This is a genomic window from Mongoliibacter sp., from assembly GCF_007692705.1.
GTDB lineage: Bacteria > Bacteroidota > Bacteroidia > Cytophagales > Cyclobacteriaceae > Mongoliibacter.
On the sequence record NZ_REBN01000101.1, the window covers coordinates 10,681 to 35,471 of the forward strand.

At 40.4% G+C, this 24,791-nt stretch carries 20 protein-coding genes; 12 read left to right on the forward strand and 8 right to left on the reverse strand.

Translation table 11 applies throughout. The annotated features are described in order from the left end of the window. The first annotated feature begins 410 nt into the window (after window positions 1–410). Window positions 411–4,757, forward strand: a complete 4,347-nt coding sequence (locus EA341_RS03860; RefSeq protein WP_293011484.1) for a hypothetical protein — start codon at window positions 411–413, stop codon at window positions 4,755–4,757. A 145-nt stretch (window positions 4,758–4,902) separates the two neighbouring features. Here EA341_RS03860 and EA341_RS03865 read toward each other — a convergent pair whose 3' ends face one another. Together EA341_RS03865 and dusB are read right to left on the reverse strand one after the other, a co-directional pair. Beyond that, window positions 4,903–5,802 carry a DMT family transporter gene (locus EA341_RS03865; RefSeq protein ID WP_293011486.1) on the reverse strand — a complete coding sequence of 300 codons (900 nt, stop codon included), beginning with the start codon at window positions 5,800–5,802 and terminating at the stop codon, window positions 4,903–4,905. Window positions 5,803–5,942: 140 nt separating this feature from the next. Beyond that, complete coding sequence (gene dusB, locus EA341_RS03870) at window positions 5,943–6,935, reverse strand: tRNA dihydrouridine synthase DusB (RefSeq protein WP_293011488.1); 993 nt, start codon at window positions 6,933–6,935, stop codon at window positions 5,943–5,945. 37 nt (window positions 6,936–6,972) lie between these two features. Between dusB and EA341_RS03875 the strand changes: the two genes are divergently transcribed. The 5 genes from EA341_RS03875 (at window position 6,973) to EA341_RS03895 (ending at window position 11,047) form a co-directional block, all read left to right on the forward strand. Next, a complete protein-coding gene (locus tag EA341_RS03875) occupies window positions 6,973–7,932 on the forward strand; it encodes a CPBP family intramembrane glutamic endopeptidase (protein ID WP_293011490.1) in 960 nt (319 codons plus the stop codon). Continuing rightward, entirely contained in the window at window positions 7,907–8,113 is a 207-nt protein-coding gene (locus EA341_RS03880) for a DUF2007 domain-containing protein (RefSeq protein ID WP_293011492.1), read from the forward strand. The genes EA341_RS03875 and EA341_RS03880 overlap by 26 nt, the downstream gene beginning before the upstream one ends. Continuing rightward, window positions 8,097–8,954 (forward strand): phosphatidate cytidylyltransferase, encoded by an 858-nt coding sequence (locus EA341_RS03885; RefSeq protein ID WP_293011494.1) that lies wholly within the window; start codon window positions 8,097–8,099, stop codon window positions 8,952–8,954. The genes EA341_RS03880 and EA341_RS03885 overlap by 17 nt, the downstream gene beginning before the upstream one ends. Window positions 8,955–9,027: 73 nt before the next feature. Further along, on the forward strand, window positions 9,028–10,305 hold the full coding sequence (locus EA341_RS03890; protein ID WP_293011496.1) for a Glu/Leu/Phe/Val dehydrogenase: 1,278 nt from the start codon (window positions 9,028–9,030) through the stop codon (window positions 10,303–10,305). Between the two features lie 76 nt (window positions 10,306–10,381). After that, complete coding sequence (locus EA341_RS03895) at window positions 10,382–11,047, forward strand: phosphatidylserine decarboxylase family protein (RefSeq protein ID WP_293011497.1); 666 nt, start codon at window positions 10,382–10,384, stop codon at window positions 11,045–11,047. Between the two features lie 38 nt (window positions 11,048–11,085). Here the strand turns inward: EA341_RS03895 and EA341_RS03900 are convergent, their stop codons facing one another. The 3 genes from EA341_RS03900 to EA341_RS03910 all read right to left on the reverse strand — a co-directional run bounded on the left by EA341_RS03900 (window position 11,086) and on the right by EA341_RS03910 (window position 14,461). Continuing rightward, complete coding sequence (locus EA341_RS03900) at window positions 11,086–11,559, reverse strand: Clp protease ClpB (protein WP_293011499.1); 474 nt, start codon at window positions 11,557–11,559, stop codon at window positions 11,086–11,088. Window positions 11,560–11,630: 71 nt separating this feature from the next. Further along, on the reverse strand, window positions 11,631–11,999 hold the full coding sequence (locus EA341_RS03905; protein ID WP_293011501.1) for a hypothetical protein: 369 nt from the start codon (window positions 11,997–11,999) through the stop codon (window positions 11,631–11,633). 281 nt (window positions 12,000–12,280) lie between these two features. After that, entirely contained in the window at window positions 12,281–14,461 is a 2,181-nt protein-coding gene (locus EA341_RS03910) for a S9 family peptidase (RefSeq protein WP_293011502.1), read from the reverse strand. A gap of 169 nt (window positions 14,462–14,630) precedes the next feature. Between EA341_RS03910 and EA341_RS03915 the strand changes: the two genes are divergently transcribed. Further along, window positions 14,631–15,617, forward strand: a complete 987-nt coding sequence (locus tag EA341_RS03915) for a D-alanine--D-alanine ligase (RefSeq protein WP_293011504.1) — start codon at window positions 14,631–14,633, stop codon at window positions 15,615–15,617. A 32-nt stretch (window positions 15,618–15,649) separates the two neighbouring features. Here EA341_RS03915 and metK read toward each other — a convergent pair whose 3' ends face one another. The 3 genes from metK to EA341_RS03930 all read right to left on the reverse strand — a co-directional run bounded on the left by metK (window position 15,650) and on the right by EA341_RS03930 (window position 18,618). After that, window positions 15,650–16,903 carry a methionine adenosyltransferase gene (metK, locus tag EA341_RS03920; protein ID WP_293011505.1) on the reverse strand — a complete coding sequence of 418 codons (1,254 nt, stop codon included), beginning with the start codon at window positions 16,901–16,903 and terminating at the stop codon, window positions 15,650–15,652. A gap of 155 nt (window positions 16,904–17,058) precedes the next feature. Further along, on the reverse strand, window positions 17,059–18,093 hold the full coding sequence (locus tag EA341_RS03925) for an oxidoreductase (RefSeq protein ID WP_293011507.1): 1,035 nt from the start codon (window positions 18,091–18,093) through the stop codon (window positions 17,059–17,061). Window positions 18,094–18,105: 12 nt separating this feature from the next. Beyond that, a complete protein-coding gene (locus tag EA341_RS03930) occupies window positions 18,106–18,618 on the reverse strand; it encodes an FKBP-type peptidyl-prolyl cis-trans isomerase (RefSeq protein ID WP_293011509.1) in 513 nt (170 codons plus the stop codon). 170 nt (window positions 18,619–18,788) lie between these two features. Between EA341_RS03930 and uvrA the strand changes: the two genes are divergently transcribed. The 5 genes from uvrA to EA341_RS03955 form a co-directional block, all read left to right on the forward strand. Further along, on the forward strand, window positions 18,789–21,605 hold the full coding sequence (gene uvrA, locus EA341_RS03935; RefSeq protein WP_293011510.1) for an excinuclease ABC subunit UvrA: 2,817 nt from the start codon (window positions 18,789–18,791) through the stop codon (window positions 21,603–21,605). A gap of 23 nt (window positions 21,606–21,628) precedes the next feature. Continuing rightward, on the forward strand, window positions 21,629–22,231 hold the full coding sequence (locus EA341_RS03940; protein ID WP_293011512.1) for a trimeric intracellular cation channel family protein: 603 nt from the start codon (window positions 21,629–21,631) through the stop codon (window positions 22,229–22,231). Window positions 22,232–22,486: 255 nt separating this feature from the next. Beyond that, a complete protein-coding gene (gene glyA / locus EA341_RS03945; protein ID WP_293011514.1) occupies window positions 22,487–23,755 on the forward strand; it encodes a serine hydroxymethyltransferase in 1,269 nt (422 codons plus the stop codon). A 14-nt stretch (window positions 23,756–23,769) separates the two neighbouring features. Next, window positions 23,770–24,630: a twin-arginine translocase subunit TatC gene (gene tatC / locus EA341_RS03950; RefSeq protein WP_293011516.1), complete on the forward strand. Its 861-nt coding sequence runs from the start codon at window positions 23,770–23,772 to the stop codon at window positions 24,628–24,630. After that, window positions 24,623–24,791 (forward strand): RpiB/LacA/LacB family sugar-phosphate isomerase (locus EA341_RS03955; protein ID WP_293011518.1); only part of this gene is annotated, 169 nt, incomplete at its 3' end. The genes tatC and EA341_RS03955, both read left to right, overlap by 8 nt.

Sequence of the window (24,791 nt, forward strand, 5' to 3'; positions counted from 1 at the left end):
TGATCATTTCAATTTTCTTTTCTCTTACGAAAACTAAGCTTGTTTGGTGGAGAAAAAAGTTTAGCCCATTATCACGGGAAAACATAAAAATAGAAACGGTCGGATACATAATTGAAAATATCATACTGTAGGGTGATGAAACTGGCAGACATGCCCCCCTGTCTCGGGGGTGGAGGTCCTGATCACAATCAGGAAAGGATAAAGCGTGTCAAGAGCTCTGATGTTGCCTAACAACTCCGTGGAGGTTCGAATCCTTCTCCTACAGCAAAAGTATTTGGGTTATATATGACTGAGGCACGCTGGATTCTTCGAGATATCTACAGCGTGTCTCTTTTTTGAGTCTAAAATGATACCTTGAATTCCTATTTTTCCAAAGCATTTATATTACTTTTACTTTCATAGTTTTTTCTATGGAAAAGCCAGATATCAAATCCAATATAAAGGTTCTATTCAAGAAGCGATACTTACGTATTGCAGGATTAGTGTTGCTTATTCTTACTGTCATTCAGTTTGCTGTCTATTTCAGTTCTGATTTTTTGTTGCGCAACTATCTAAAGGATAAAGTAAATACAGCTTCTGAAAACAAATATGAAATCGATTTTGACCGCTTTTATATATCTCTAGTAAAAAGAGGGGTTCATTTTGTAGGACTCAAAATCAACCCCGTCGAAGAAGTTTTTGAAGAACTGGACAGCACGGCTTATTACAGGGCTGATATTCCTCAATTATCCGTAACAGGCTTAAATTACCTCTTTAGGAAAAAGGAAGTGGTCATAGGAAACCTGAGCCTGAAAAGCCCTGAACTGGACTTCCGCCTCAAAATTGAAGGGATTATAGAAGAAAACCTAGATGAGTCCCCTTTGGAAATCCTGCAAAAAGAAATCAAAAAGTCCTTTTTGGGTTCGAGGTTGAACGAAATCAGAATCAGGAACTTGCAAATTGACGATGCCGATGTCTTACTACAGAATTTTATAGCTCAAAAGTCCATCAAAGCTGAAAACTCCAACTTGTACATCAGGGACATACAGCTCCTTCAGGAAAGATCTCCTGAGACTCCCTTTAATGCCGAGGGTTTTGCTTTTGATATGGATAATTTCCAGGTTTTACTCGCAGACAGTGTGCATACCATTTATGCTGGAGAAATTGAAGTCTCTTCTTTGGAACAATTTATAAAAGCCAAAGACCTGAAAATTGAGCCGAACTTTGATAGGTTTTCAAAGACTTATTTTGACGCTGAACTTGACGAGTTACTGCTTTCAGATGCCGACATCAACAAAGTATTCTATACTTCCGAGGTAGATGTAGGTCAACTCAAGCTTCAAAATCCAAGATTTGACTTGTATACCAGTAGTTCAGGAAAAAGAAGTGGGGAAATTGAAAATTTTGAATTGTATGACCTGATTGAAGGAATCCTTGAATCAATTTCCATCCATGATTTTACTATTGATGAGGGCAGGTTCAGCCAAAGACGAGCTGATAATAGGAATTCCCGTGTAATAAGTGCGGAAAGAATTGATTTCAGAATGGAGGAGTTCTACATAGGTCCTGAGGATTCCAAAAAGGAAAATCAATTTTTTTACGCGGACAATGCATCTGTTGAGCTTTTTGATGTAGAATTGATTTTGGCTGATAGTATACATCAGATCAATGGTGCCCACGTCCTGCTTTCATCATTTGAGGACAAAATCCAGATTGATGGCTTTCATCTATTTCCAGTCGAAGGCTATGAGCCTGATGAAAACAAAACGCTACTTGATATCCAGGTACCAAACCTTTCCATATCAGAAGCAAACCTCAAGAAAATCTATAACCAAGGGATAATCGATATCCAAAATGTAGCTATTGAGCAACCTGAGATCCTTCTTCGAGATGTACAAGGCAAACAGGACCAAACTGGTAATTTTAATATAAACGACATTTACGCTGAATTTTTGGAGGGTATATATGTCAAAAAATTTGAAATCAGAGACGGTTCGCTCATTGTAGACAACAGGGTCAGGGTGCGGCAGGACAGTCTTTCTTTCGGTAAAGTCAATCTGATTTTGGAAAATTTCGCCTTAAATGCTGAGACTGAAGAGTCAGACTCTAAAAGTTTCTTTTGGGCAGATAACCTGGAATTAGAATTACAGGAATATGCTTTAAAACTTTCTGATAACCTTCATGTATTCAAAGCTGACCGGGTTTTTCTGGATACAAAAAGATCCTTAATCAGCATAGATGGTTTTGCTTTGGAGCCATTTGACCGGACACAGATTCAGGCAACTTTAGACCGCTATGGGAAAAAAACAACTTTGGATATTTTTGTACCTAAATTTACCGCAACAGGGGTTGATATCAGGAAAGCTTATTTTGATGGTATTCTAAATATCAGAAATATCCGGGTACCTTCTCCCAAAATCAGCATCATACGACATAGACCGAGTGATCAGACCGAGGAACGGGAAGGAGTAGATCAACAGGAGATTTTGGAACTCCTGACCAATTATTTTTCAGAAATAAAAGTAGAAAGCCTAACCTTACAACAAGGGACACTCAATTATGAAAATTATGTCAGGGATAGAATTAGGACTTTTGCTGAGGAAAATGTTTCCATCTCAGTCAAGAACTTTTACCTGAATAAAGATGCCTCGCCAGATGAGCTACGCTCACTGTTTTCAGAAGAGGTAGACCTGAGGCTCAATAACTATGTTTTCAATATCGCAGATGGGAAATATAACATCCTAGCGGATCGCATCAGTTTCAATACAGCAAGAGAAGAAATTGTAGCTTCTAATGTCAGTCTAAATCCCAAGAGGAATTTCACTGACAAAACGAGGGTCTCTGTCAATATCCCCGAAATGTCTTTTCGGGGAGTGGACTTGGAGGGTTTTCTTTTTGACAATGAATTGAAATTGGAAATGGTAAAATTCACCGGTTCCGATGTCAGTATCCTAATCAACAACGACCTTGATGACGATGATACAGCACCTTCAAGAAGGTCAAGAAGGGATAGGGCCTTACCAAAAACAATAGATGTCATCGGTATAGATACCATACAAGCCGAGAGGGCTCAATTTAAATTGGCTTTCAGGGAAAACGGCACTCAAAGAGAACTGGTGAACACAGGAATAAATCTTTCATTTTATGACTTCCTTTTGGACTCTGCCATAATCAGTAAAGGGGATATTTCTGGATTTTTTGGTGGTTTGAGTATGGATATTGATGAATTTTGGTTGACCTTACCGGACAGCATACACCAAGTCACTTTTTCCAAAGTAGAGTTAGATACCAGGTATGAGGGAGTTTTATTGAATAATTTCAGAATAATCCCAAAAGACCTGAGCGGTAAGCCAGGAGTCCCTGTTTTCTCCGGACATATTCCTACTGCACTGATCAAAACCAATGCTTTGGCTGAGCTGCAGCAAAGTGGAGAATTGGTGGTTTCGGACTTACGTTTATTTAAGCCTGATATTGAAATTTTTATGGATCAGGTTGCTAGGGAAAAACAGCAGGATGATGACGATGAAAAAGATGACAAAAGGTCATTGGTTGAAAAATTAAAAATTGGCGAGTTTGAAATCGTGGAGGGGGATATTTTCATTTTTCGAAAAGATGGATCTAAGGAGCCACAGGGAATAAAAAACCTTAACTTAATTCTTGCAGACCTTGACCTTGACCTTTTGAAGCTAGAAGACCTGAAACCTAAAGATTTGCTTAAAAAGGAATTCAGTCTAAGCTTCCCCGATTACGAATTCTTGTTACCCGACAGCCTAAATAAAATAAGCATAGGATTTGTCGATGTAGAAAATGAGAAAATCACCCTCAAAGAAATCTTATTTGAGCCCCGATATGGAAAGTATGCCTACACGCGAAAAGTGGGGTACCAGACAGATGTGGCTACCATCAAAATACCGGAAATCATTATCAGTAGAGCTGATTTAGAAAAGGTTCTCGAGGAAGAAATTTTGATAGCGAATAAAATATCAGTCAAAGGGGCCCAAGCGAATCTTTTCAGAGATAAAAGATATGATATTAAGGAAGACAAATACCGACCAATGCCCCAGGAGTTGATGCAAAAAGCGGGGATCATGCTAAGGCTTGACACCTTGGAATTATTGGATGGAGAGGTGATTTACACCGAGTTTCCAGAGAATGGAATGATTCCGGGAAAACTGTTTTTTGATAATATGAACATTTCCTTTTTCCCTTTCCATTTGGCAAAAGAAGATGGCGATTATACCTTAGAAGAAGCTTACCTGATAGGAAACACTAAACTTTATGGAGAGGGCAAACTCGAATTAGAAGCCAAACTTGGCTTCAAAAATCCCTACCCAATGGATATAACTGCAACAATCGGAGAATTTGATGTCCGTATTATCAATCCAATTCTGGAGAACAATGCTTTTCTGAGGGCATTGGAAGGAAAAGTTAATGGCGCCGAATGGAACTTTAAGGCTACGGATCGAGACGCTGTAGGCTTGATGACTCTCCTGTACCAAGACCTCAAATTAGAATTGTTAGAGGAAAGAACCCTAGAGAGAGGAAGGGGAAGGAAAGGAATTCTGACATTCGTTTTGAATGTATTCGCTGTAAAGAGCAATAATCCGAGAAAGCTCTTTGGCAATACGGTGAGTTCAAAAATTTATGAAGAAAGGGATACCTCCCGTTTTATCTTCAATTATTGGTGGACCACTACCCTTTCGGGATTGAAAGGCAGCTTGGGTTTAGGACAACCTCAAATCCCAAAAAGAAGGCCTAAGGATGAGAAAGAGGATTAAGACTTGTTGTTTAATTGGGTAATTGATGAACTGACGAATTGATAAACTAAGAGCTTGGTGATCACAAAGTTAATTTGTTAAAAGTTAAAGGTTGGATAGCTAAATTGAAGGTCGTAAATCAACAATCGTAAATCGTAAATCAAGACTACCTCCTATTCCCAACCCACACACCAAAAATCACGGCTGCTATGCCTATATAATGGCCTAACAACAAAACTTCTCCATCCCATACACCCCACAATATGGCGACAATGGGTATGAGGTAGGTGACTGAACTTGCAAAAACCGGTGTTGCTACTTTAACCATCACATTGAAAAGAATCAAAGCCAAGGCAGTACCCACTACTCCTAAAATGGTCAGGTACCCAGCTGCCAGCATGGCTCCTTCGACATGAAGCAGCTTGAAGGAAAACTGGGTAAAAGCAAATAAATAAATCAAAGCCAAAGGCAAGACCATGGTAAGAGAAATGGCTGTAATGGCAACAGGCTTTAGTTCTACAAATCTGAATTTGATAATATTGAGGTTTACACCATAACATGCACAGGCCAATAACACAAAAAATGCGTAGACGTTGATGTCGCCGAAAGATCCAAAACCAGAGCCCTCTTTTACAATAAGGAGTAAGACCACTCCAACAAAAGCAATAAATAAACCCAGTGAATTTCTTCTGGTGATTTTTGAATTGAAAAACAAGGCACCTATAACCACCACAAATAATGGAGTCATGGCATTGAAAACTCCTGTGAGAGATGAACTCAGTTGTGTCTGTGCCTTAGCGAAAAGAAATGCAGGGATAAAGCTTCCCACAAATCCTACAATGATCAGATTTTTGACCTGACGGCTATTTAATGATTTGAGACGGGGCAAAGACAAAGGTAAAAGAAAAATACCCGCAGCCACTATCCGGAAAGCGCCCACCTCTCCTGGGGAAAAAACTTCCAGTCCTCTTTTAATCAGAATAAAAGAACTTCCCCAAACCAAAGCCAAAACAATAAGGAAGGCCCAGGCTTTTAAAGCATTTTCAGACTGCAGGTCTCTTGACATAGAGGTAAATGAATTAGGAAAATTAAATCTCTACTCCATAAGTAAGCAGGCATGGGTGATAAATCCCATGCCTGCCTATATATTATGACTATAAATAAAACTCTTTTCGAAATGAATCTTACGCAGTTTTATTAAGGAGTTCAGGAAAATTGATAGTCGGCAAAAACTTCCTGTACTTCACCCAATATCTCCGAAACCTCCTCATAAGTATCTGCAGTAACCATCCGAGTTCTGAAAGGTTTGAAATTTGGCATCCCCCTGAAATAATTGGTGTAGTGCCTTCTCATTTCAAGAATTCCCTGCTTTTCACCCTTCCATTTTACCGAGAAATCCAAATGTTTCCTTGTTACCGCTATTCTTTCTGCCAATTCAGGAGCAGGAAGATTTTCACCTGTTTTAAAGTAATGCTTGATTTCATTAAAAATCCAGGGATAACCAATCGAAGCTCTCCCGATCATCATACCGTCAACATGATATTTATTTCTATACTCAAGCGCTTTTTCCGGACTGTCTATATCACCATTGCCAAATACAGGGATATACAACCTTGGATTTTCTTTAACCTTATTTAAATAAGACCAATCGGCCTCTCCCTTATACATCTGCTGACGGGTCCTGGCATGTATGCTGATCGCTTGGATACCCACATCCTGCAGCCTTTCAGCGACTTCAACAATGCGAATGGTATCCTGAGACCAGCCGAGTCTAGTTTTTACAGTTACGGGAATATTCACAGCTTTGACAATTTCGGCTGTCATCGATACCATCTTATCAATATCCAATAAAATACCTGCACCGGCACCTTTGCAGGCAACCTTATTGACGGGACATCCATAATTGATATCCAAAATATCCGGTCCTGCCGCTTCAGCTATGGCCGCAGCTTCTCTCATCGACTCTATATCACTGCCAAATATCTGAATGCCTATTGGTCTCTCATACTCGAAAATATCCAGTTTTTGCACACTCTTGGCTGCATCCCGAATCAAGCCCTCAGAGCTGATAAACTCTGTGTACATCAAGTCTGCACCGTTTTCTTTACATACGGCCCTGAACGGTGGGTCACTGACGTCCTCCATTGGAGCTAATAAAAGCGGAAATTCGCCTAATTCTAAGTTTCCTATCTTAACCACTACTGAATTGTAATTTTGGTGTAAATTTACCGCAATTATGCAGATTTATAAAACCCAAGCTCCGATTGCCACTTCGAAATATTGGCTTTTGTCATTTTTTATCATGTTTTTGATCACTATTGGCGTCATGGCTCTACTTCAAGGCTTGGCAGTATTATTAATTCCCCCTTTATATGGAATAGCTTTGGACGAATTGGCAGCATTGCTGACCAATCCGCAAAACTACGAAAAAGGAAGACAAGCCTTCTTACTGGTTCAAGGCTTTGGTACTGGTTTTGCCTTTATCGTAGCTGCCATCCTGATAGCCAAGCTGGTGGACAAAGCAAAGTTCGGAATGCAACAACAAATCCTCCGATATAAGTTCAGTGGATTATTGATTATGATATTTTTGATGGTAGGGGCAATGCTTTTCAATAGTCTCCTTATCGAATTGAATATGAGTATTCAACTTCCTGAATTCCTTTCCGGTGTAGAGCAGTGGATGCGGACCAAGGAAGACGAGCTTATGGAAATGACCCGTTTTCTCACAGATTTTGAAGGTCTGGGAGAGTTACTAGCTGGGATTTTAGTCATTGGGGTTTTAGCTGGCCTTGGAGAAGAAGTGTTTTTTAGAGGAGTAATTCAACCCAAGATCCAAATATACACCGGCAACCCCCATATTGCTGTCTGGCTTACGGCCTTTATTTTCTCTGCCATTCACATGCAGTTTTACGGCTTTTTCCCGAGAATCTTACTGGGAGCTGTTTTTGGATACCTATATGTATTTTCAGGCAGTTTGGTATATCCGGTAATTGCCCATATCTTAAACAACACCTTCACGGTTGTGCTGATTTATTTGAACAAATTGGGGAAAATTAATTTTGATTTAGAAGATACCGGACAAATATCCTTTATTTACGCCTTCGGCGGACTTATTTTGATGCTTATCGGTTTTAAAGTTTTCAAAGACCACCACAACACAAACAAAGAGGATGAAGAACTGGCAAAAGGTATATGAAGATGGTTCCCCTGTTAGGGCTGAAATCGTCAAAGGAGTGCTGGAGGAAAACGATATTCAGGCAGTTATTTTAAATAAAAAAGAGTCGGTTTATCAAATACACGGGTACTATGAAGTATTAGTCCCACAAACAGATGCTTTGATAGCCATAAACATCGTAAAGAATGAGATCACCTTTTAGAATGCGTGACCGCTTCAATATTAACAATTACAGTAACCTTGGACAAAGAGTTATTACAGCCTTAATTGGTGCGACAGTCATCATTGCTGGGTCTGTATATAGTCCTTGGATATATTTTGTGATTTTCGGATTGATTTTAGGCTTTTCGCAAATGGAATTTTATAAGCTGTCCGGACTTGATGGCATGTTGCCTCTGAAAAGCTTTGGGACTTTTCTGGGCTTGGTCATTTTCAGTCTTTCTTTCTTTATAGAAATCGGGCATTTGGCCGATAAATATTACTTCCTGATTTTCCCTTTGGCTTCTTTGGTGTTTTTTATCAAACTCTACAGGAAATCAGATAAAAAACCTTTCACAGGGGTCGCCTTCACCTTTTTGGGTATTTTTTATGTAGCTGTTCCATTCGCCATGCTCAATGTGGCCGCATTTGCTGTAGATGAAAACTTTCACTATGAAATTATCATAGGTTCTTTATTTATTTTGTGGGCATCAGATACTGGAGCATATTTTGCAGGGACAAAGTTTGGTAAAACAAAGCTCTTCGAAAGGGTATCTCCTAAAAAGTCCTGGGAAGGATTCTTGGGTGGTGCTGCTTCGGCTTATCTTATTGGTTATGTGCTTTCGAGATATTTTAATTCAATAGAAGAATGGCAATGGCTGTGTATTGCTACAATAATTATTATAGCCGGTACATACGGAGACTTGATTGAGTCGTTATTCAAAAGAAGTATTGCCATTAAGGATTCGGGAAAAATCCTTCCTGGACATGGTGGATTTATGGACCGCTTTGACGGATTGTTATTATCAGCCCCATTTATAGCCACCTTTTTGAAAATCTTTTAAAATAACCGTATCAGAATTAAAAATCTACTTAATATTGTATCATAATTGAACAACTCAACTAAATAAACCCAATATGGCTTACATTGAACCGGCTCCGATCAAGGATAAAGAAAATCCGCTGGAGTCAATGATGGAAAGATTTAACCTTGCAGCCGAAAAACTTGGACTTTCCGAGGAGGTCTACAACGTGTTGAAAAATCCCGCCAAACAAGTAATTGTTTCCATCCCCGTTACCATGGACAGTGGCAAAATCCAAGTGTTTGAAGGAATCAGAGTAATACATTCCAATATCTTGGGTCCTGCAAAAGGAGGAATTCGTTTTGCCCCTGATGTCCACTTGGACGAGGTAAAAGCCCTCGCAGCATGGATGACCTGGAAATGTGCAGTGGTTGATATCCCTTATGGTGGAGGTAAAGGCGGTGTACGTTGCAACCCGAGAGAAATGTCTGCCGGTGAAATCGAAAGACTCATGAGAGGCTACACCAAAGCCATGTTGGATGTATTTGGCCCAGACAAGGATATTCCCGCACCCGATATGGGTACAGGACCAAGAGAAATGGCTTGGCTGATGGATGAGTACTCAAGAGCCAAAGGAACAACCATCAATGCTGTAGTAACAGGAAAGCCCTTGGTATTGGGTGGTTCTCTGGGAAGAACTGAAGCCACAGGTAGAGGTGTAATGGTTACGGCACTTGCTGCTATGCAAAAACTAAAAATCAATCCTTTCCAGGCTACTTGTGCAGTACAGGGATTTGGAAATGTTGGTTCTTGGGCATCACAGCTTTTGGAAGAAAGAGGTTTGAAAATAGTAGCCATATCTGACATCTCTGGTGCCTACCACAATGAAAACGGAATCAACATTCAGGAAGCTATTGCTTATCGGGATGGTAATAAAGGTACGCTTGAAGGTTTTAGTGGTGCTGAAAAAATGTCTGACCCCATGGAGCTCTTGGAGCTTGATGTTGATGTTTTGGTACCCGCCGCAGTTGAAGATGTGATTACGGTCAAAAATGTAAATAATATCAAGGCGAGGCTGATCGTAGAAGGTGCAAATGGACCTACCTCCGCAAAGGCTGACGCTATCATCAATGAAAAAGGTATCATGGCTGTACCTGACATCCTGGCCAATGCAGGTGGTGTGACAGTTTCCTATTTCGAATGGGTTCAAAACCGACTGGGCTACAAATGGACGGCAGAAAGGGTCAACAGAAGATCGGATAGGATTTTGAAAGATGCTTTTGATCATGTCTATGAAGCTTCCATCAAATACAACGTACCTATGCGGATTGCTGCATATATCGTTGCGATAGACAAAGTAGCTAAAACCTATACCTTTAGGGGAGGTTTCTAGACTTCAGATATTTATTCTTTGTATATTTGGGGTGTGGGAGAGAAAAACTTTCACACCCTTTTTAAATTATAAACAAATGACAATTCACAGAGAAGGAAGAAAATTATTGTTCTGGCTTTTGCTGATATTTACAGGGCTCAATTATGCCCTGTATCACTACTTCCCAGGAAAAGATACCATGCTGAACTTGGTCTTATTGGCATCTATTATTTTTTACCTGATCATATTGCAGTTTTTCAGAAACCCTATTATCAAACTACCCAATCAGGATGGATTGGTATTTGCACCAGCTGATGGCAAAGTAGTAGTTATCGAAGAGACTGAAGAGACTGAGTATCTCAACGAAAAAAGAAAACAGATTTCCATTTTCATGTCTCCCATCAACGTGCATGTCAACCGTTCTCCCGTAGCGGGAATCGTGGAGTATTTCAAATACCATCCGGGCAAATACTTGGTGGCATGGCACCCAAAGTCCAGCTTTGAAAATGAAAGAACAACCATGGTCATCAAACAAAAAAATGGTACACAGATCTTGGTTAGACAAATAGCCGGAGCTTTGGCCAGAAGGATCAAATGGTATGTGGACAAAGGCAGTCCATTGGCTCAAGGTGGAGAATTCGGGTTCATCAAATTCGGCTCCAGGGTAGATGTATTCTTGCCCTTGGATGCGGAAGTGTTGGTCAATATTGACGAAAAAACCAAGGGAGGAAGAACTCCTATTGCGAAATTGAAACAGTCTTAAAATTTTTACAAAAAATAACAGGAAATAAAAGCCGGTATTTATCTTTCGGCTTTTATTTTTTTGAAGTACAAGAACCCTAAAACCGAGGTACTCAAGAAGAAAATAAAAGTGGTCCATTCGTAAGTTCTTTTATTAGATGCTTTTTCCCTCACTGCATCATCTCTTTCTTGTAAAGCCCTTTTTAAGACACCTATTTCTCTTTCCTGTTTTTGGGAAATGAATTTATAATCATTTTTCTCATAGGTGATTTCGGTCTTTTCAATCTCACTGAGCATTTTCAACTCATCCATGATTTGATTGTCCTTTTGAATGATTCGTGCCATCCATTCGTTGGTCGCGATCATATCTTTTTTGGTACGGTTACCAAAAATCCCACTTTTTTGGCTTTCCGATGCTTTCCACTCCCTGTGCATCCTGTCTCTTTCATCCAATAGTTTTTCGAGCTTTGCCTGGCCAAAGCCAACTAAAGGAACGAAACATAATAGAATGAGGAATAGCTTTCTGTATTGCATATCAAAATCATTTGACTTTATGCTTAACAGCAACCAAATAATATGCCGAAGCCATACACTTCAGTTTTTTGTCAGAATTTTCGCGACTTTCTTCTTTTAAATGCACCCTTTCGCCGCTTGTTGTTGGTATAAAAGTTATACAAAAAGTTAATCGCAAAAACAGTGATGGTGAAGGAAATAAACATATCCGGCAACATCATTTTGACCCCTAAAAGAATCAGTAATGCTGCAATCATTCCACTTTTGAATGTAGAGTGACTTTCGGGATATACCTTTCCGATCAAATATAGGCTCAAGCCTTCAAGAATCACCATCAATATTATCAAATAAGAAAGCATTTCTTTGACTGTTGTGTCATTTGACCACACCACCCAGGCAAGTCCTGCGACTACGATGATCAGGCTGGCAGATTGGACAGAGGTATTGAGTCTTTCTCTCATCTTTTTGGCTATTAAGGTTGTATCGGGAAATAAGATAGATAATTTGCACTGAACCACAAAAAATGGCAATTCATTATAAAAAAAGAAAATCCTCCGGCTGCATAAACCGGAGGATTCAATTCTTTAATCTGTATATACACTTTATTACCAGTAAGCTTTAACAACACTTGAAGTGTATTGAAAACGCTGGAATTTGTCCGCCGCGGCGGATTGGTCATCCGTCTTCCATCCCCTTGAACAAAGAAATAAGATTTACTGGCATCATTGATAATAGATATATTCTATAATTTTCTTTTAATAAAATCAGTCATCAACGAATAAAGATGCCAAGTGGTGTTTCCACCATAAATCCCATGATTCCTGTTTGGGTAAAACATGGTTTCAAATTGCTTATCCGCTTTGATCAAGGCATCAGCCAGGTCAACGGCATTTTGAAAATGAACATTATCATCTCCCGTACCATGGATCAACATCAAGTTACCCTTGAGCTTATTGACATGGGTAATGGGACTATTTTCATCATAACCTGCGGCGTTGAGCTGCGGCGTCTTTAAGTATCTTTCAGTATAAATGGTATCATAATACCTCCAAGTAGTCACGGGGGCCACTGCAATTGCGGTTTTGAACACATCATTTCCTACCATCAGGCCAAGAGAAGACATATACCCTCCATAGGACCATCCCCAAATACCGATTCTTGCAGCGTCTACGTAGGGTAATTTCGCCAGGTACTTGGCTCCCTCCATTTGATCTTCTACTTCGTATTTACCCAAGTTTGCATATGTTACATGCTTGAAATCCCTGCCTCTTGCGCCAGTACCTCTATTGTCAATGGAAACTACTAAAAAACCTTCCTGAGCAAGGTGTTGATGCCAAAAATCTCTACTTCCTCCCCAGGAGTTCGTCACGGTCTGAGAGCCAGGCCCCCCGTACACATACATTAACACAGGATATTCCTTGCTTTCATCAAAATTATCCGGCTTCAGCATGTATCCGTTTAACATTGTACCATCTGCTGTTTCAAACTCAAAAAACTCCTTGGTTCCAAGCGCATATGTACCGATATTTTCTCTAAGCTTTTGATTATCCTCCAATACTTTGACCTCTTTCCCAGAGGTCTCATGTAAAGTGACTTTCAGTGGAGTGGCGGAATTTGTAAAATCAGCGATGTAATACTTCTTATCCTTACTCATATTGATACGATAGGTGCCTTTCTCAGCTCCAAGGAGCTTTTTATTTTTCCCATCCATTCCAACCATATAAAAATTCCTTTCCATAGGCGACTGTTCCGTAGAGATATAATAGAGTTTTTTGGCTTTTTCATCAACAGCAACCAAATTGGTGACTTCCCATTTTCCTTTGGTAACCTGTCTGATCAGCTTTCCATTATTGTCATGGTGGTAGATATGCTTAAAACCATCTTGTTCTGAAGTCCTTATAAAACCTTTGTCTTCCGCCAAAAATCTCAGGTCATCATTATAATTAAGGTCCACATAGGTATCGGATTTCTCCTGCAGGACGAGCTTGCTTTCGCCTGTGTTGGCATTGGTGTAGAAAAGGTCCAATTGGTTTTGAAGCCTGTTCATTCTAAGGAAAGCTAAATTGTCAGTCTTCCCTGTCCAATATATTCTGGGTAAATATATATCTTCTTCATCACCAGCATTCACTTTCACGGTATTAGAGGAGCCAAGGTCGTGAACATGGATAGAGACAAGAGCATTTTTTTCTCCTGCTTTAGGGTATTTAAACTTATAATCCTCTGGATAAAGTTTTCCCCAAGTCTGCATATTGAATTCCGGAACCTCGGTTTCATCAAATCTTATAAAGGCAATCTTATTCCCATCAGGGGACCACTCAAAAGCCTTGGACATAGAAAATTCCTCTTCATAGACCCAATCTGCTGCACCATTAATAATTTTATTCCATTCTCCGTCCGTGGTAACTCGGGTCACTGCATTGTCAGCTAAATTGACATAATAAAGGTCATTATCCTTCACGAAGGCTACCTTGTCATTGTCAGGAGAAAGGGTGGCATACATTATTTTTTCGCCATCCATAAGTTGTTGTGCTTTGCCATCGGCTAAATCAACCACATGAAAAACCCCTTTACTGGACCTTCTATATATGCTTTCCACATCTGAGGCAATGAGTGCCTTACTTTCATCAGGATTGAAAGCATAACTGCTGAAGTTGATCCCCAAGGCACCTCCGTCAATCAATACTGCTTCTTCTTCCCCGGAAGCCACGTTGACTTTGACCACTTTTGGTCCGGTAACATCCCTTCTCAGTGAACTGTAATATTTCCCATCACGCATCCAGTTGATGCCATAGACGGCTTTTTGGGAAAACACATCTGACTTGAAGACATCCTCCAAAGTCACATGTTTTTTAATTTGGGAAAAAGCTTCCCCCATTGAAAACAGCAACATAAAAATCATTGCTGCTAACCTAGTTTGACGCATATAATTTGAGTTTAAATTCAGGAGGCTAAGATAAAGAAATTGAACAAAAGGAAAACTAAGGCTTTGATAAGCGGGTCTGTATAAAGGTTTATTTTTTCTAAAAAAATTAACTGAAACATTCATGCACAAAGAGAAAATCAACTAATTTTCGAATTCTTAACCCAATGCTATGAAGAAACGGATAGCCCTGATTACCGGAGGATATACAGGAGAGCACGTAGTGTCTCTTAAAAGTGCAACTGTGGTCGAAAAAACCATAGACAAAGACCTGTATGATGTTTTTAAAATTCTCATTTATCCAAATGATTGGTATTATGAGACGGCGTCTGGAGAAAAATTCAAGGTAGACCTTAATGACTTCTCTTTAAATATTGAAGGACAAAAAATCACCTTTGACGGTATTTTCAACATCCTTCATGGTTCACCTGGTGAAGACGGAAAGATGGCAGGTTACTTTGACATGTTGGGTTTGCCATACACCACCTGTGATGCGCTCACATCAGCTATTACCATGAATAAGGGCTATACAAAAGCCATTGTTAAGGATATTGAAGAACTCTACGTAGCAAGGTCTCTTCAGTTTTTTAAAAATTCAGAAGAAAATAGGGAGAAAATACTGAAGGAACTTCGCTTACCCTTATTTATCAAGCCTAACAGTGGTGGAAGTAGTATCGGGATGAGTAAGGTTAAAGACCCCAATGAACTGAATGAAGCCTTGGATAGGGCCTTTGCAGAGGATGCTCAGGTACTGGTGGAAGAGTTTGTTTCGGGAAGGGAGTTTTCAATTGGAGTTTACCATGCAAAAGGCACCACTACTGTTTTGCCTGCTACCGAGATTGTCAGCAGTAAAGAGTTTTTTGACTTTGAAGCCAAATATTCTCCCGGCGTCACCGAGGAAATCACCCCAGGAAGAATGAGCGATGAAGAAATAGCAAGGGTTAATCGCATCATTGAAAAAGTATATACCAAACTCAATTGCAAAGGGGCGGTAAGAATCGATTATTTCCTCGAACACGAAACTGGGAAATTCTACTTCATTGAGATCAATACCGTACCCGGTCAAACAGAAACCAGTTTGATTTCCCAGCAGGTCAGGGCTATTGGCATGGAAGTGAGGGAATTTTACACTGAGTTGATAGAGGAAATGTTTGTTTAAAAAAAAAGCGGCCTAAGCCGCTTTCTGTTTATTTAAAGCCCAAAGGCATTTTTAATTTTATCCACATAATCGAGTTTTTCCCAGGTGAATAGCTCCACATCAAAAGTGAGGGATTTTCCATCAGGGGTGGTAAAGGTTTTGGTCACCACTTCATTTTCCCTACCCATATGCCCATATGCTGCAGTTTCTTCATAAATAGGGTTTCTCAATTTCAACCTTTGCTCAATGGCATAAGGTCTCATGTCGAATAGCTCCTCTACTTTTTTGGCAATTTCTCCATCACTCATACTGACTTTGGAAGTACCATAAGTATTGATATAAATACCCATTGGTTTGGCTACTCCGATAGCATAAGAAACCTGCACCAAGATCTCATCTGCAACACCTGCTGCCACCATGTTTTTGGCAATATGGCGCGTTGCATAAGCTGCAGAACGGTCCACCTTAGATGGATCCTTTCCTGAAAAGGCTCCTCCACCATGAGCGCCTTTTCCTCCATAGGTATCTACTATGATTTTTCTGCCAGTTAGCCCTGTATCTCCATGCGGTCCACCGATGACGAATTTCCCAGTGGGGTTGATATGATAGATGATTTTGTCAGTAAATAATTTTTGAATCTCAGGTTTCAATTGAGCTTTGATTCTAGGAATCAAAATATTGATCATATCTTCTTTGATCTTTGCTAACATTGAAGATTCATCATCAAAATCGTCATGCTGAGTGGAAACCACAATTGCTTCAATACGCTGCGGAACATTTTCATCAGAATATTCAATGGTCACCTGGGCTTTAGAGTCAGGTCTCAGGTATGTAATTTCTTTACTTTCCCTTCTCAATTGTGCCAATTCCTTCAGAATTCTGTGTGAAAGATCAAGTGCCAAAGGCATGTAGTTCTCTGTCTCTTTAGTAGCATAACCAAACATCATTCCTTGGTCGCCCGCACCCTGTTCTTCTGGATGGCTACGGTCTACACCTTGGTTGATATCAGGAGACTGCTCGTGTATGGCAGAAAGTACGCCGCAGGAATTACCATCAAACATGTATTCTCCTTTGGTGTAGCCTATTTTATTGATCACATTTCGGGCAATTTGCTGTACATCCAGGTACGTATCTGAATTAACCTCTCCGGCGAGAAAAACCTGACCAGTAGTCACTAAAGTTTCACAAGCTACTTTGGATCTCGGATCAAAAGCCAAAAAGTTATCAATCAATGCATCTGAGATCTGATCAGCTATTTTGTCCGGATGGCCTTCAGAGACTGATTCTGAAGTAAATAAATATGGCATATATACAAATATTTAACTCGTTTTTAACAGGGCGTAAAATTAAGGTTTCACTTTGAAATAAAAAATCAAAGTTCCAAACAAGGTAATTCAAGTAGAATACATTTTACGCTGAAACAAATCTCTGCTTCTAAGGTCTAAGAAGCTAGAATCACTGATCATTTCTTAAAATAGATCCTTCTACCTTCTTGCTGACTTAGGAAAGCAGCTTCGATGATTTCCAATACTGCAATGGCTTGGTCAATGGTAACACGTAGTGTGTGTTTTTGTAAAATGGCTTCAGCAATATTTTGATAGAAAATCCTGTAATCTCCTCTTTCGGTTTCATAACTCATAGAAGTATTTTCCAAATGCAGCATCCCCCAAGATTCTGAATCTTCCAAACCCCAATTGGGTCCTTCTGGCAACTCCCCAGCTTTAAAAGCCTTTTCCTGTACATCAAGTCCATACTTCACAAAAGATCCTTTTTCACCCAATAGTAGAAATTTAGGAAGTGGGGCTTTAACCAATACACTTGCCGTCAGCCTGACTTTGATACTTCCAAACCTCAAACTTATGTCGAAAAAATCATCTGCAATAGCTCCTGTACGCTGCTTTAGAATTTCGGCGTATACCCAATCTGGCTTTCCAAATAGCATCACAGCCTGGTCTATCAGGTGAGTTCCCAAATCATAGGTAATGCCATTTCCGGGAACATCTTCTTCTCTCCAGTTTTCTGCTAATGAAGGCCTAAACCTATCAAAATGGGACTCAAAATGAACTAACCTCCCCAATACATTCTCTGCTAGGAGTTTTTGAATGGTACGGATATCCCCATCCCATCTTCTATTTTGGAATACTGAAAGCACTACACCTTTTTCTTCAGCAATTCGCTTAAGTTCTCTTGCCTCCAAAGAATGAATGGTCACTGGTTTGTCAACCACTACATGTTTTCCAGCCTCCAATGCCATTTTAGCCTGAGGAAAATGGAATTCGTTGGGCGTAACAATCACAATAAGATCAGCGGCATCTGCTTCCAATAGGGCCTCCAAGCTTCTGAAAATAGCCACTTCCGGATATTTTTCCTTTGACTTTTCCTGCCTGCGCTCCACTACCGCTACCAATTCCAAATCAGGACAGACCGTAATCAAAGGGGCATGCATTTTTTCACCTACTGATCCATAACCCACCAGTGCTGTTCTTATTTTTTCCATATTTTCAAAAATTTAATGTTGATGTCCTCCCGGACCATGCACATGACCATGTTCTATTTCTTCAGGATCTGCATCCCTTATTGCGACAATTTCTCCTTTGAAAAGCAAGTCAAATCCTGCAAGGGGAGGGTTGAAATCCATGTGGACCCCCTTGTAGTCAACTTTCAAAATCTCTCCTCGGTAATGTTGTCCCTCATCATCCTGCATTGGAATTACATTTCCAATTTTCAGCAAGTCCTTTTGCTTTTTACCATCTTCTTTGAATTTAGACTTGGCTATGATTACTTTTTTTGTTTCATCATAATCCCCATAGCCATTTTCAAAATCAATAAAGATCTCAAATTTATAGCCTACTTCCCTACCTTCTAAGGCTGCTTCCATCATGGGAAAAACCTGTCCTGCCCCAAAAAGGAAATAAAAAGGTTCCTCTTTTGGAACACTTTCGAAAAACTCCATTCCGGCTTCTCCATCATCTACAAATAGCTCATAACTGAGACCTACTACTTTGTTCTTTTCAATTTTCATTTGCTTGCTGATTGACATTCTTTCCCAAAGAAAATAAAATCAATTGGGAATTCAGCCCATATCTACTGATTTGCCATTTTTTTTCTTTTGAGGAAAAAGGACAGCTTGATTAGGGTTAAACTTTCCAACAAATTACCAATTGAACGGTTGTTTGGGTAACTTTGCCGTTTATGAGTTTAAGCACTTCCGTACCGTCCGCGTCAATAGACACCCTTGATCCCAAGGAATATATCATTATTAAAAATGCCCGCGTCAATAACCTCAAAAGCCTGAGTGTCGCCATACCTCGAAACAAGTTTGTGGTCATCACTGGCCTTTCTGGTTCTGGAAAGTCCTCCTTGGCTTTTGACACCTTGTTTGCAGAAGGGCAAAGGATGTATGTTGAAAGCCTCAGTTCTTATGCCAGGCAGTTTTTGGGTAGGATGGAAAAACCCGAGGTAGAGTACATCAGAGGAGTATCACCTGCCATTGCGATACAACAAAAAGTCAGCACGAAAAACCCCAGATCCACGGTAGGTACAACGACTGAAATTTACGATTACCTCAAGCTACTCTTTTCAAGGATTGGGAAAACAATCTCACCTGTAAGTGGAGATGAGGTCAAGCACCACACCGTTACAGATGTAGTAGATTATATACATACTTTCGAAGAGGGAGACCGTGTAATGATATCTTGCCCTTTGCACCTGCAAAATGACAGGAATATGAAGCAGGAACTGGAACTGCTCCTTCAAAAAGGGTTTACACGTGTTTTAATCAATAGTGAAGCATATTTTGTAGAAGACCTTTTAGCGGAAAAGAAACTCCCCAAAGGTGAATTTGAAATCCTGATTGACCGGGCAAGTGTACAAAAAGAAGACGAAGACAATCAGTTTCGGATATCTGATTCGGTACAGACAGCCTTTTTTGAGGGGCATGGAGAATGTACTGTTTTAATCCCTGATAAGACTAAGAGGACATTTTCCGATCGTTTTGAACTTGATGGAATGAGCTTTGAACTGCCAACTGTCAATTTTTTCAGCTTCAACAATCCATATGGAGCTTGCAGGACCTGTGAAGGATTCGGATCTGTATTGGGCCTTGACCCTGACTTGGTGATCCCCGATAAAAGCTTGTCGGTCTACGAGGGTGCTATTGCTCCTTGGAGGGGAGAATCTTCCGGTAAGTGGCTGGAGCCATTGGTTAAAAAAGGCATTTACTTTGATTTCCCAATCCACAGGGCTTATGAAGATCTTTCTGATGCCGAAAAAGAATTGATTTGGACTGGGAATGAATACTTCGGAGGACTGAATGCCTTTTTTAAAGAAATTGAATCCAAAACACATAAAATACAATACAGGGTAATGCTGTCCAGGTTTAGGGGAAGGACTACCTGCCCTGACTGTAAAGGTACCCGATTGAGAAAAGACGCGTCATTTGTCAAGATATCCGGAAAATCCATCACTGATATTGTCCTGATGCCTATAGACAAGGCTTTGGCATTTTTTGAGCAACTGGAGCTAGATGCATCAGATCAGAAAGTGGCAAACCGCTTATTGAAAGAAATCCTCAACAGGTTAGAGTATATAGACAAGGTAGGATTGGGTTACCTCTCACTGAATAGGCTGACCTCATCCCTCTCTGGAGGGGAATTTCAGAGAATCAAACTCGCCACTTCACTGGGATCTGCATTGGTAGGCTCTATGTATATACTTGATGAGCCCAGTATAGGGTTACACCCAAGGGATTCTGACAGGTTGATCGAAGTTCTAAAAACTTTAAGGGATCTAGGCAATACGGTCATCGTAGTAGAGCATGAAGAAAAAATCATGAAAGCGGCTGATCAGATCATTGACATTGGACCTGATGCCGGAGTATTGGGAGGAGAGTTGGTTTTTCAAGGGGACTTGAACGAATTGATTCTGAATGGAAAAAGCTATACTGCAAAATACCTGAAAGGGGAAGAAAAGATTCAGGTTAAAGATAAAAACAGGAAGTGGAAAGACAGCATCATGGTCAAAGGTGCCAGAGAAAACAATTTGAAGAACCTGAGTGTGAGATTTCCACTACACACCTTGACAGTGGTAACAGGTGTAAGTGGCTCTGGAAAATCTACCTTGATCAAAAAAGTGCTTTACCCTGCTTTGGGTAAAACATTGGGAACAGTAATAGATGAGTCTGGAAAATTTGATAAGATTGATGGAGACTTTAAGTCTGTCTCCCAGGTGGAATTTGTAGACCAAAACCCCATTGGAAAATCATCACGTTCCAATCCGGTCACCTATGTCAAGGCATACGATGCCATCCGTGCGCTCTATGCAGATCAGTCTATATCCAAGCAAAGAGGATACAAGCCAGCATTTTTCAGCTTCAACGTAGATGGAGGAAGGTGCGAATCCTGTCAAGGTGAAGGAACGGTAACCGTAGAGATGCAATTTATGGCTGACATCCATCTGACTTGCGAATCCTGTAAGGGCAAGCGTTTCAAAAATGAAATCCTAGACGTCAAATATAAAGATAAGGACATTTCTGATGTCCTGGGTATGACCATTGATGAAGCCATGGAATTTTTTAAAGGCAAGACACAAATCATCAACAAACTGCAACCGCTTCAGGAAGTAGGTTTGGGATATATAGGCATGGGACAGTCTTCCAATACACTTTCAGGTGGAGAAGCACAAAGGGTGAAACTTGCCTCTTTCTTAGGTAAAGGGGGAGCCAAAGCTGGAGATCACATTCTTTTTATTTTTGATGAACCCACTACAGGGCTTCATTTCCATGATATCCGTAAGCTCCTGCATAGCATCAATGCACTGATCGAACAAGGTCATTCAGTAATTATTATTGAACACAACACAGAAGTTATCAAAGCGGCAGACTGGGTGATAGATTTGGGTCCTGAAGGTGGAGAAACTGGAGGAAATATTACCTTTGAGGGTACACCTGAGGCGCTGATGGAAGTAAAAGACAACTACACTGCCAAATACCTTAGGGAGAGTTTTCAATAATTTCGCTTTCAAACCCAAGCAGTATGGACATACAATACCCTCTTGAACTGGCAGGTACTTTGGTCTTTGCCATATCGGGAGCTTTGGCCGTAAGAGATCGTGAGCACGATCTTTTCGGTGCAGGTTTTACAGGATTTATCACAGCAATTGGAGGTGGTAGCTTAAGAGATATTCTGTTAGGCGCGTATCCTTTGGTTTGGATTGGTGATGTCAACGTGCTTTATGCCATTTTTTTGGGCATTCTATTGGCATTTATTTTTCCTACTGCCCTCTTAAAACTGAGAAAAACCATGTTCCTTTTTGATACTTTGGGAATAGGTTTTTTTACTGTGCTCGGTGTGGAAAAAGCACTTAGCCTGGGTGTAAGACCAGAAATCGCTGCTATTATGGGAATGTTTTCTGCAGTAATGGGAGGAGTGATAAGAGATACACTCACCAATGAGATTCCAATCCTATTCAGAAAAGAAGTATATGCCTCTGCCTGTCTGGCAGGAGCAATTCTATATTTAGTGCTCAATTATTTTGGTATTGCCAGAGACTACAATATGCTCATTTCCATTTCTGTGGTCATCAGTATCAGATTGATCGCAGTGAAATATAAATTGAGTCTCCCAAGACTGGATTGAACCAACAGTTGACAAATAGCATTGACAGATCGACAACAATTAACCGCTTAAACCATAATTTAAAATGACTGCCAATATGATTTTTAATCAATTGGATAATCCATCGATTAAAACTAATTTTGAGCACCTAATCAAAATCCGTGATGAAATCGAGCGAAAGGCAAAACCTCACTAGCTGTGATTATTATCTGAGACACGAGATTCTCCCGGAAATCGGAATAGGCTATGTGGCCACTGAAGAATAATATTAAACACATGAAAAGAGACCAAGTCATTTTTGACCTTATCGCCAAAGAAGAAAACCGACAAAAAACCGGGATAGAACTGATCGCATCAGAAAACTTTACCAGCAAGCAAGTAATGGAGGCAGCAGGTTCCGTGCTGACCAATAAATATGCTGAAGGACTTCCCAATAAGAGGTATTATGGAGGGTGTGAAGTTGTAGATAAAATCGAACAACTTGCCATTGACAGGGCAAAAGAGCTTTTTGGAGCCAATTGGGCCAATGTACAGCCACACTCTGGCGCACAAGCCAATGCCGCTGTATTTTTGGCTTGCTTGAATGCCGGTGATCCGATTTTAGGTTTCGACCTTTCTCACGGTGGTCACTTGACGCATGGTAGCCCGGTAAACTTTTCCGGCAAACTTTATCAGCCTCATTTTTATGGTGTTGAAGAAGAAACAGGTGTCATCGATTATGACAAGGTGGAGGCCAAGGCACTTGAGGTGAAACCAAAGCTCTTAATATGTGGTGCTTCTGCCTACAGTCGGGATTGGGATTACGAAAGACTAAGGGATATCGCGGATCAGGTTGGCGCCATTCTGTTGGCTGATATTTCCCATCCTTCAGGACTGATTGCGAAAGGATTATTAAATGACCCCTTGGAATATTGTCACGTAGTCACCACCACAACACATAAAACCCTTAGAGGTCCAAGAGGTGGTTTGATCCTCATGAGAGAAGACTTTGACAATCCATTTGGACTGAAAACTCCAAAAGGAGAACTCAGAAAAATGTCTTCCTTACTGGACTCAGGAGTTTTCCCTGGAACACAAGGAGGGCCTTTGGAGCACATCATTGCAGCAAAAGCAATCGCGTTTCAAGAAGCACTTTCAGATGAGTACATGGAATATGTGCTCAAGGTGAAGAATAATGCTTCTGTAATGGCAGAAGGCTTTGTGGATTTGGGTTACAAGCTGATTTCAGGTGGAACTGACAACCATTTGATGTTGATCGACTTGAGAAATAAAGATATCACAGGAAAAGTAGCTGAAGAAACTTTGGGTAAAGTTGATATCACTATCAATAAAAATATGGTCCCTTTTGACACCCGATCACCATTTGTGACTTCAGGTATGAGAATAGGAACCGCTGCAGTTACTACCCGAGGCCTTGATGAAAATGACATGAAAAAAATTGTCAAGCTGATAGACCGTGCCTTAACCAACCACGATAATGAATCCGAGTTGGCTAAAATCAAAAATGAAGTGAACGAATGGATGGTTCAGTTTCCATTGTACTAATATTTCCTTAAAACGTGGCCTTAGATCAGTATAGAGAAGAAGAGGAAGAAGAAGGCATGTCCTTTTTAGACCATTTGGAGCAGTTGCGTTGGCATCTGCTACGGTCAGTTGCAGCAATTTTGGTATTTACAGTTGCGGCCTTTCTTGCCAAAAGCATCGTATTCGGACAAGTAATTCTTGGCCCTTCGCGAGTGGATTTTGTCACTTACAGAGTGTTGTGCCAAATTGCGGAAGCCTTGTCTACACCCGTATTATGCATTGATACCTTACCTTTTACCATTCAGAGTCGGCAGATGACAGGACAGTTTTCCATGCACCTGACTTCCTCCTTGGTGGTAGGACTGATAGCATCATTTCCTTACCTTTTTTGGGAAACTTGGAAATTCATCAGCCCAGGTTTATACTCCACGGAAAGGCAAGCAGCAAGAGGCGCGGTCTTCTTTGTCAGCCTTTTGTTTTTCATGGGTGCTGCATTCGGATACTTTATCCTTTCGCCACTTTCAATCAATTTCTTATCCAACTACCAATTGGATCCGAGTATCCTGAATGAATTTGATATCACATCTTACGTTACCACCTTGTCTATGCTGGTTTTGGCATCCGCCATTATGTTCCAGCTTCCTGTGGTGATATACTTCCTTTCCATGTCAGGCCTTGTCACTGCGGCTATGTTGAAAGCTTACAGAAGGCATGCTATTGTTTCTATTCTGGTTTTGGCAGCGGTGATAACCCCACCTGATGTCATTTCCCAGATACTGATCGCCATGCCTATTTTGGTATTGTATGAGGCAGGAATACAAATTGCCAAAAGGTTGGAGAGAAAGAAAGCAAAAAAAGAACTTGAAGATAAACTCAAATATCAAGATAATGACTAGAAAATTAGCCATAGGAGGAGATCATGCAGGATTTGAATACAAAAAATCAATGCTAATCAAATTGGAGGAATTGGGATTCGAAGTAAAGGATTTTGGTCCTTTCACAGACGATTCAGTCGATTATCCAGACTATGTACATCCTCTTTGTGAAGCCATAGAAA

Bases quoted from the DNA above. Each gene is read 5' to 3' on its own strand.
- EA341_RS03925 (WP_293011507.1), bottom strand. From the start codon at position 18,093: ATGGAAAAAATAAGAACAGCACTGGTGGGTTATGGATCAGTAGGTGAA.
- EA341_RS03895 (WP_293011497.1), top strand. From the start codon at position 10,382: ATGACAATTCACAGAGAAGGAAGAAAATTATTGTTCTGGCTTTTGCTG.
- glyA (WP_293011514.1), top strand. From the start codon at position 22,487: ATGAAAAGAGACCAAGTCATTTTTGACCTTATCGCCAAAGAAGAAAAC.
- EA341_RS03930 (WP_293011509.1), bottom strand. From the start codon at position 18,618: ATGAAAATTGAAAAGAACAAAGTAGTAGGTCTCAGTTATGAGCTATTT.
- EA341_RS03880 (WP_293011492.1), top strand. From the start codon at position 7,907: ATGAAGAACTGGCAAAAGGTATATGAAGATGGTTCCCCTGTTAGGGCT.
- EA341_RS03915 (WP_293011504.1), top strand. From the start codon at position 14,631: ATGAAGAAACGGATAGCCCTGATTACCGGAGGATATACAGGAGAGCAC.
- metK (WP_293011505.1), bottom strand. From the start codon at position 16,903: ATGCCATATTTATTTACTTCAGAATCAGTCTCTGAAGGCCATCCGGAC.
- EA341_RS03875 (WP_293011490.1), top strand. From the start codon at position 6,973: ATGCAGATTTATAAAACCCAAGCTCCGATTGCCACTTCGAAATATTGG.
- EA341_RS03900 (WP_293011499.1), bottom strand. From the start codon at position 11,559: ATGCAATACAGAAAGCTATTCCTCATTCTATTATGTTTCGTTCCTTTA.
- EA341_RS03885 (WP_293011494.1), top strand. From the start codon at position 8,097: ATGAGATCACCTTTTAGAATGCGTGACCGCTTCAATATTAACAATTAC.
- EA341_RS03940 (WP_293011512.1), top strand. From the start codon at position 21,629: ATGGACATACAATACCCTCTTGAACTGGCAGGTACTTTGGTCTTTGCC.
- EA341_RS03890 (WP_293011496.1), top strand. From the start codon at position 9,028: ATGGCTTACATTGAACCGGCTCCGATCAAGGATAAAGAAAATCCGCTG.
- EA341_RS03910 (WP_293011502.1), bottom strand. From the start codon at position 14,461: ATGCGTCAAACTAGGTTAGCAGCAATGATTTTTATGTTGCTGTTTTCA.
- EA341_RS03905 (WP_293011501.1), bottom strand. From the start codon at position 11,999: ATGAGAGAAAGACTCAATACCTCTGTCCAATCTGCCAGCCTGATCATC.
- EA341_RS03860 (WP_293011484.1), top strand. From the start codon at position 411: ATGGAAAAGCCAGATATCAAATCCAATATAAAGGTTCTATTCAAGAAG.
- uvrA (WP_293011510.1), top strand. From the start codon at position 18,789: ATGAGTTTAAGCACTTCCGTACCGTCCGCGTCAATAGACACCCTTGAT.
- EA341_RS03865 (WP_293011486.1), bottom strand. From the start codon at position 5,802: ATGTCAAGAGACCTGCAGTCTGAAAATGCTTTAAAAGCCTGGGCCTTC.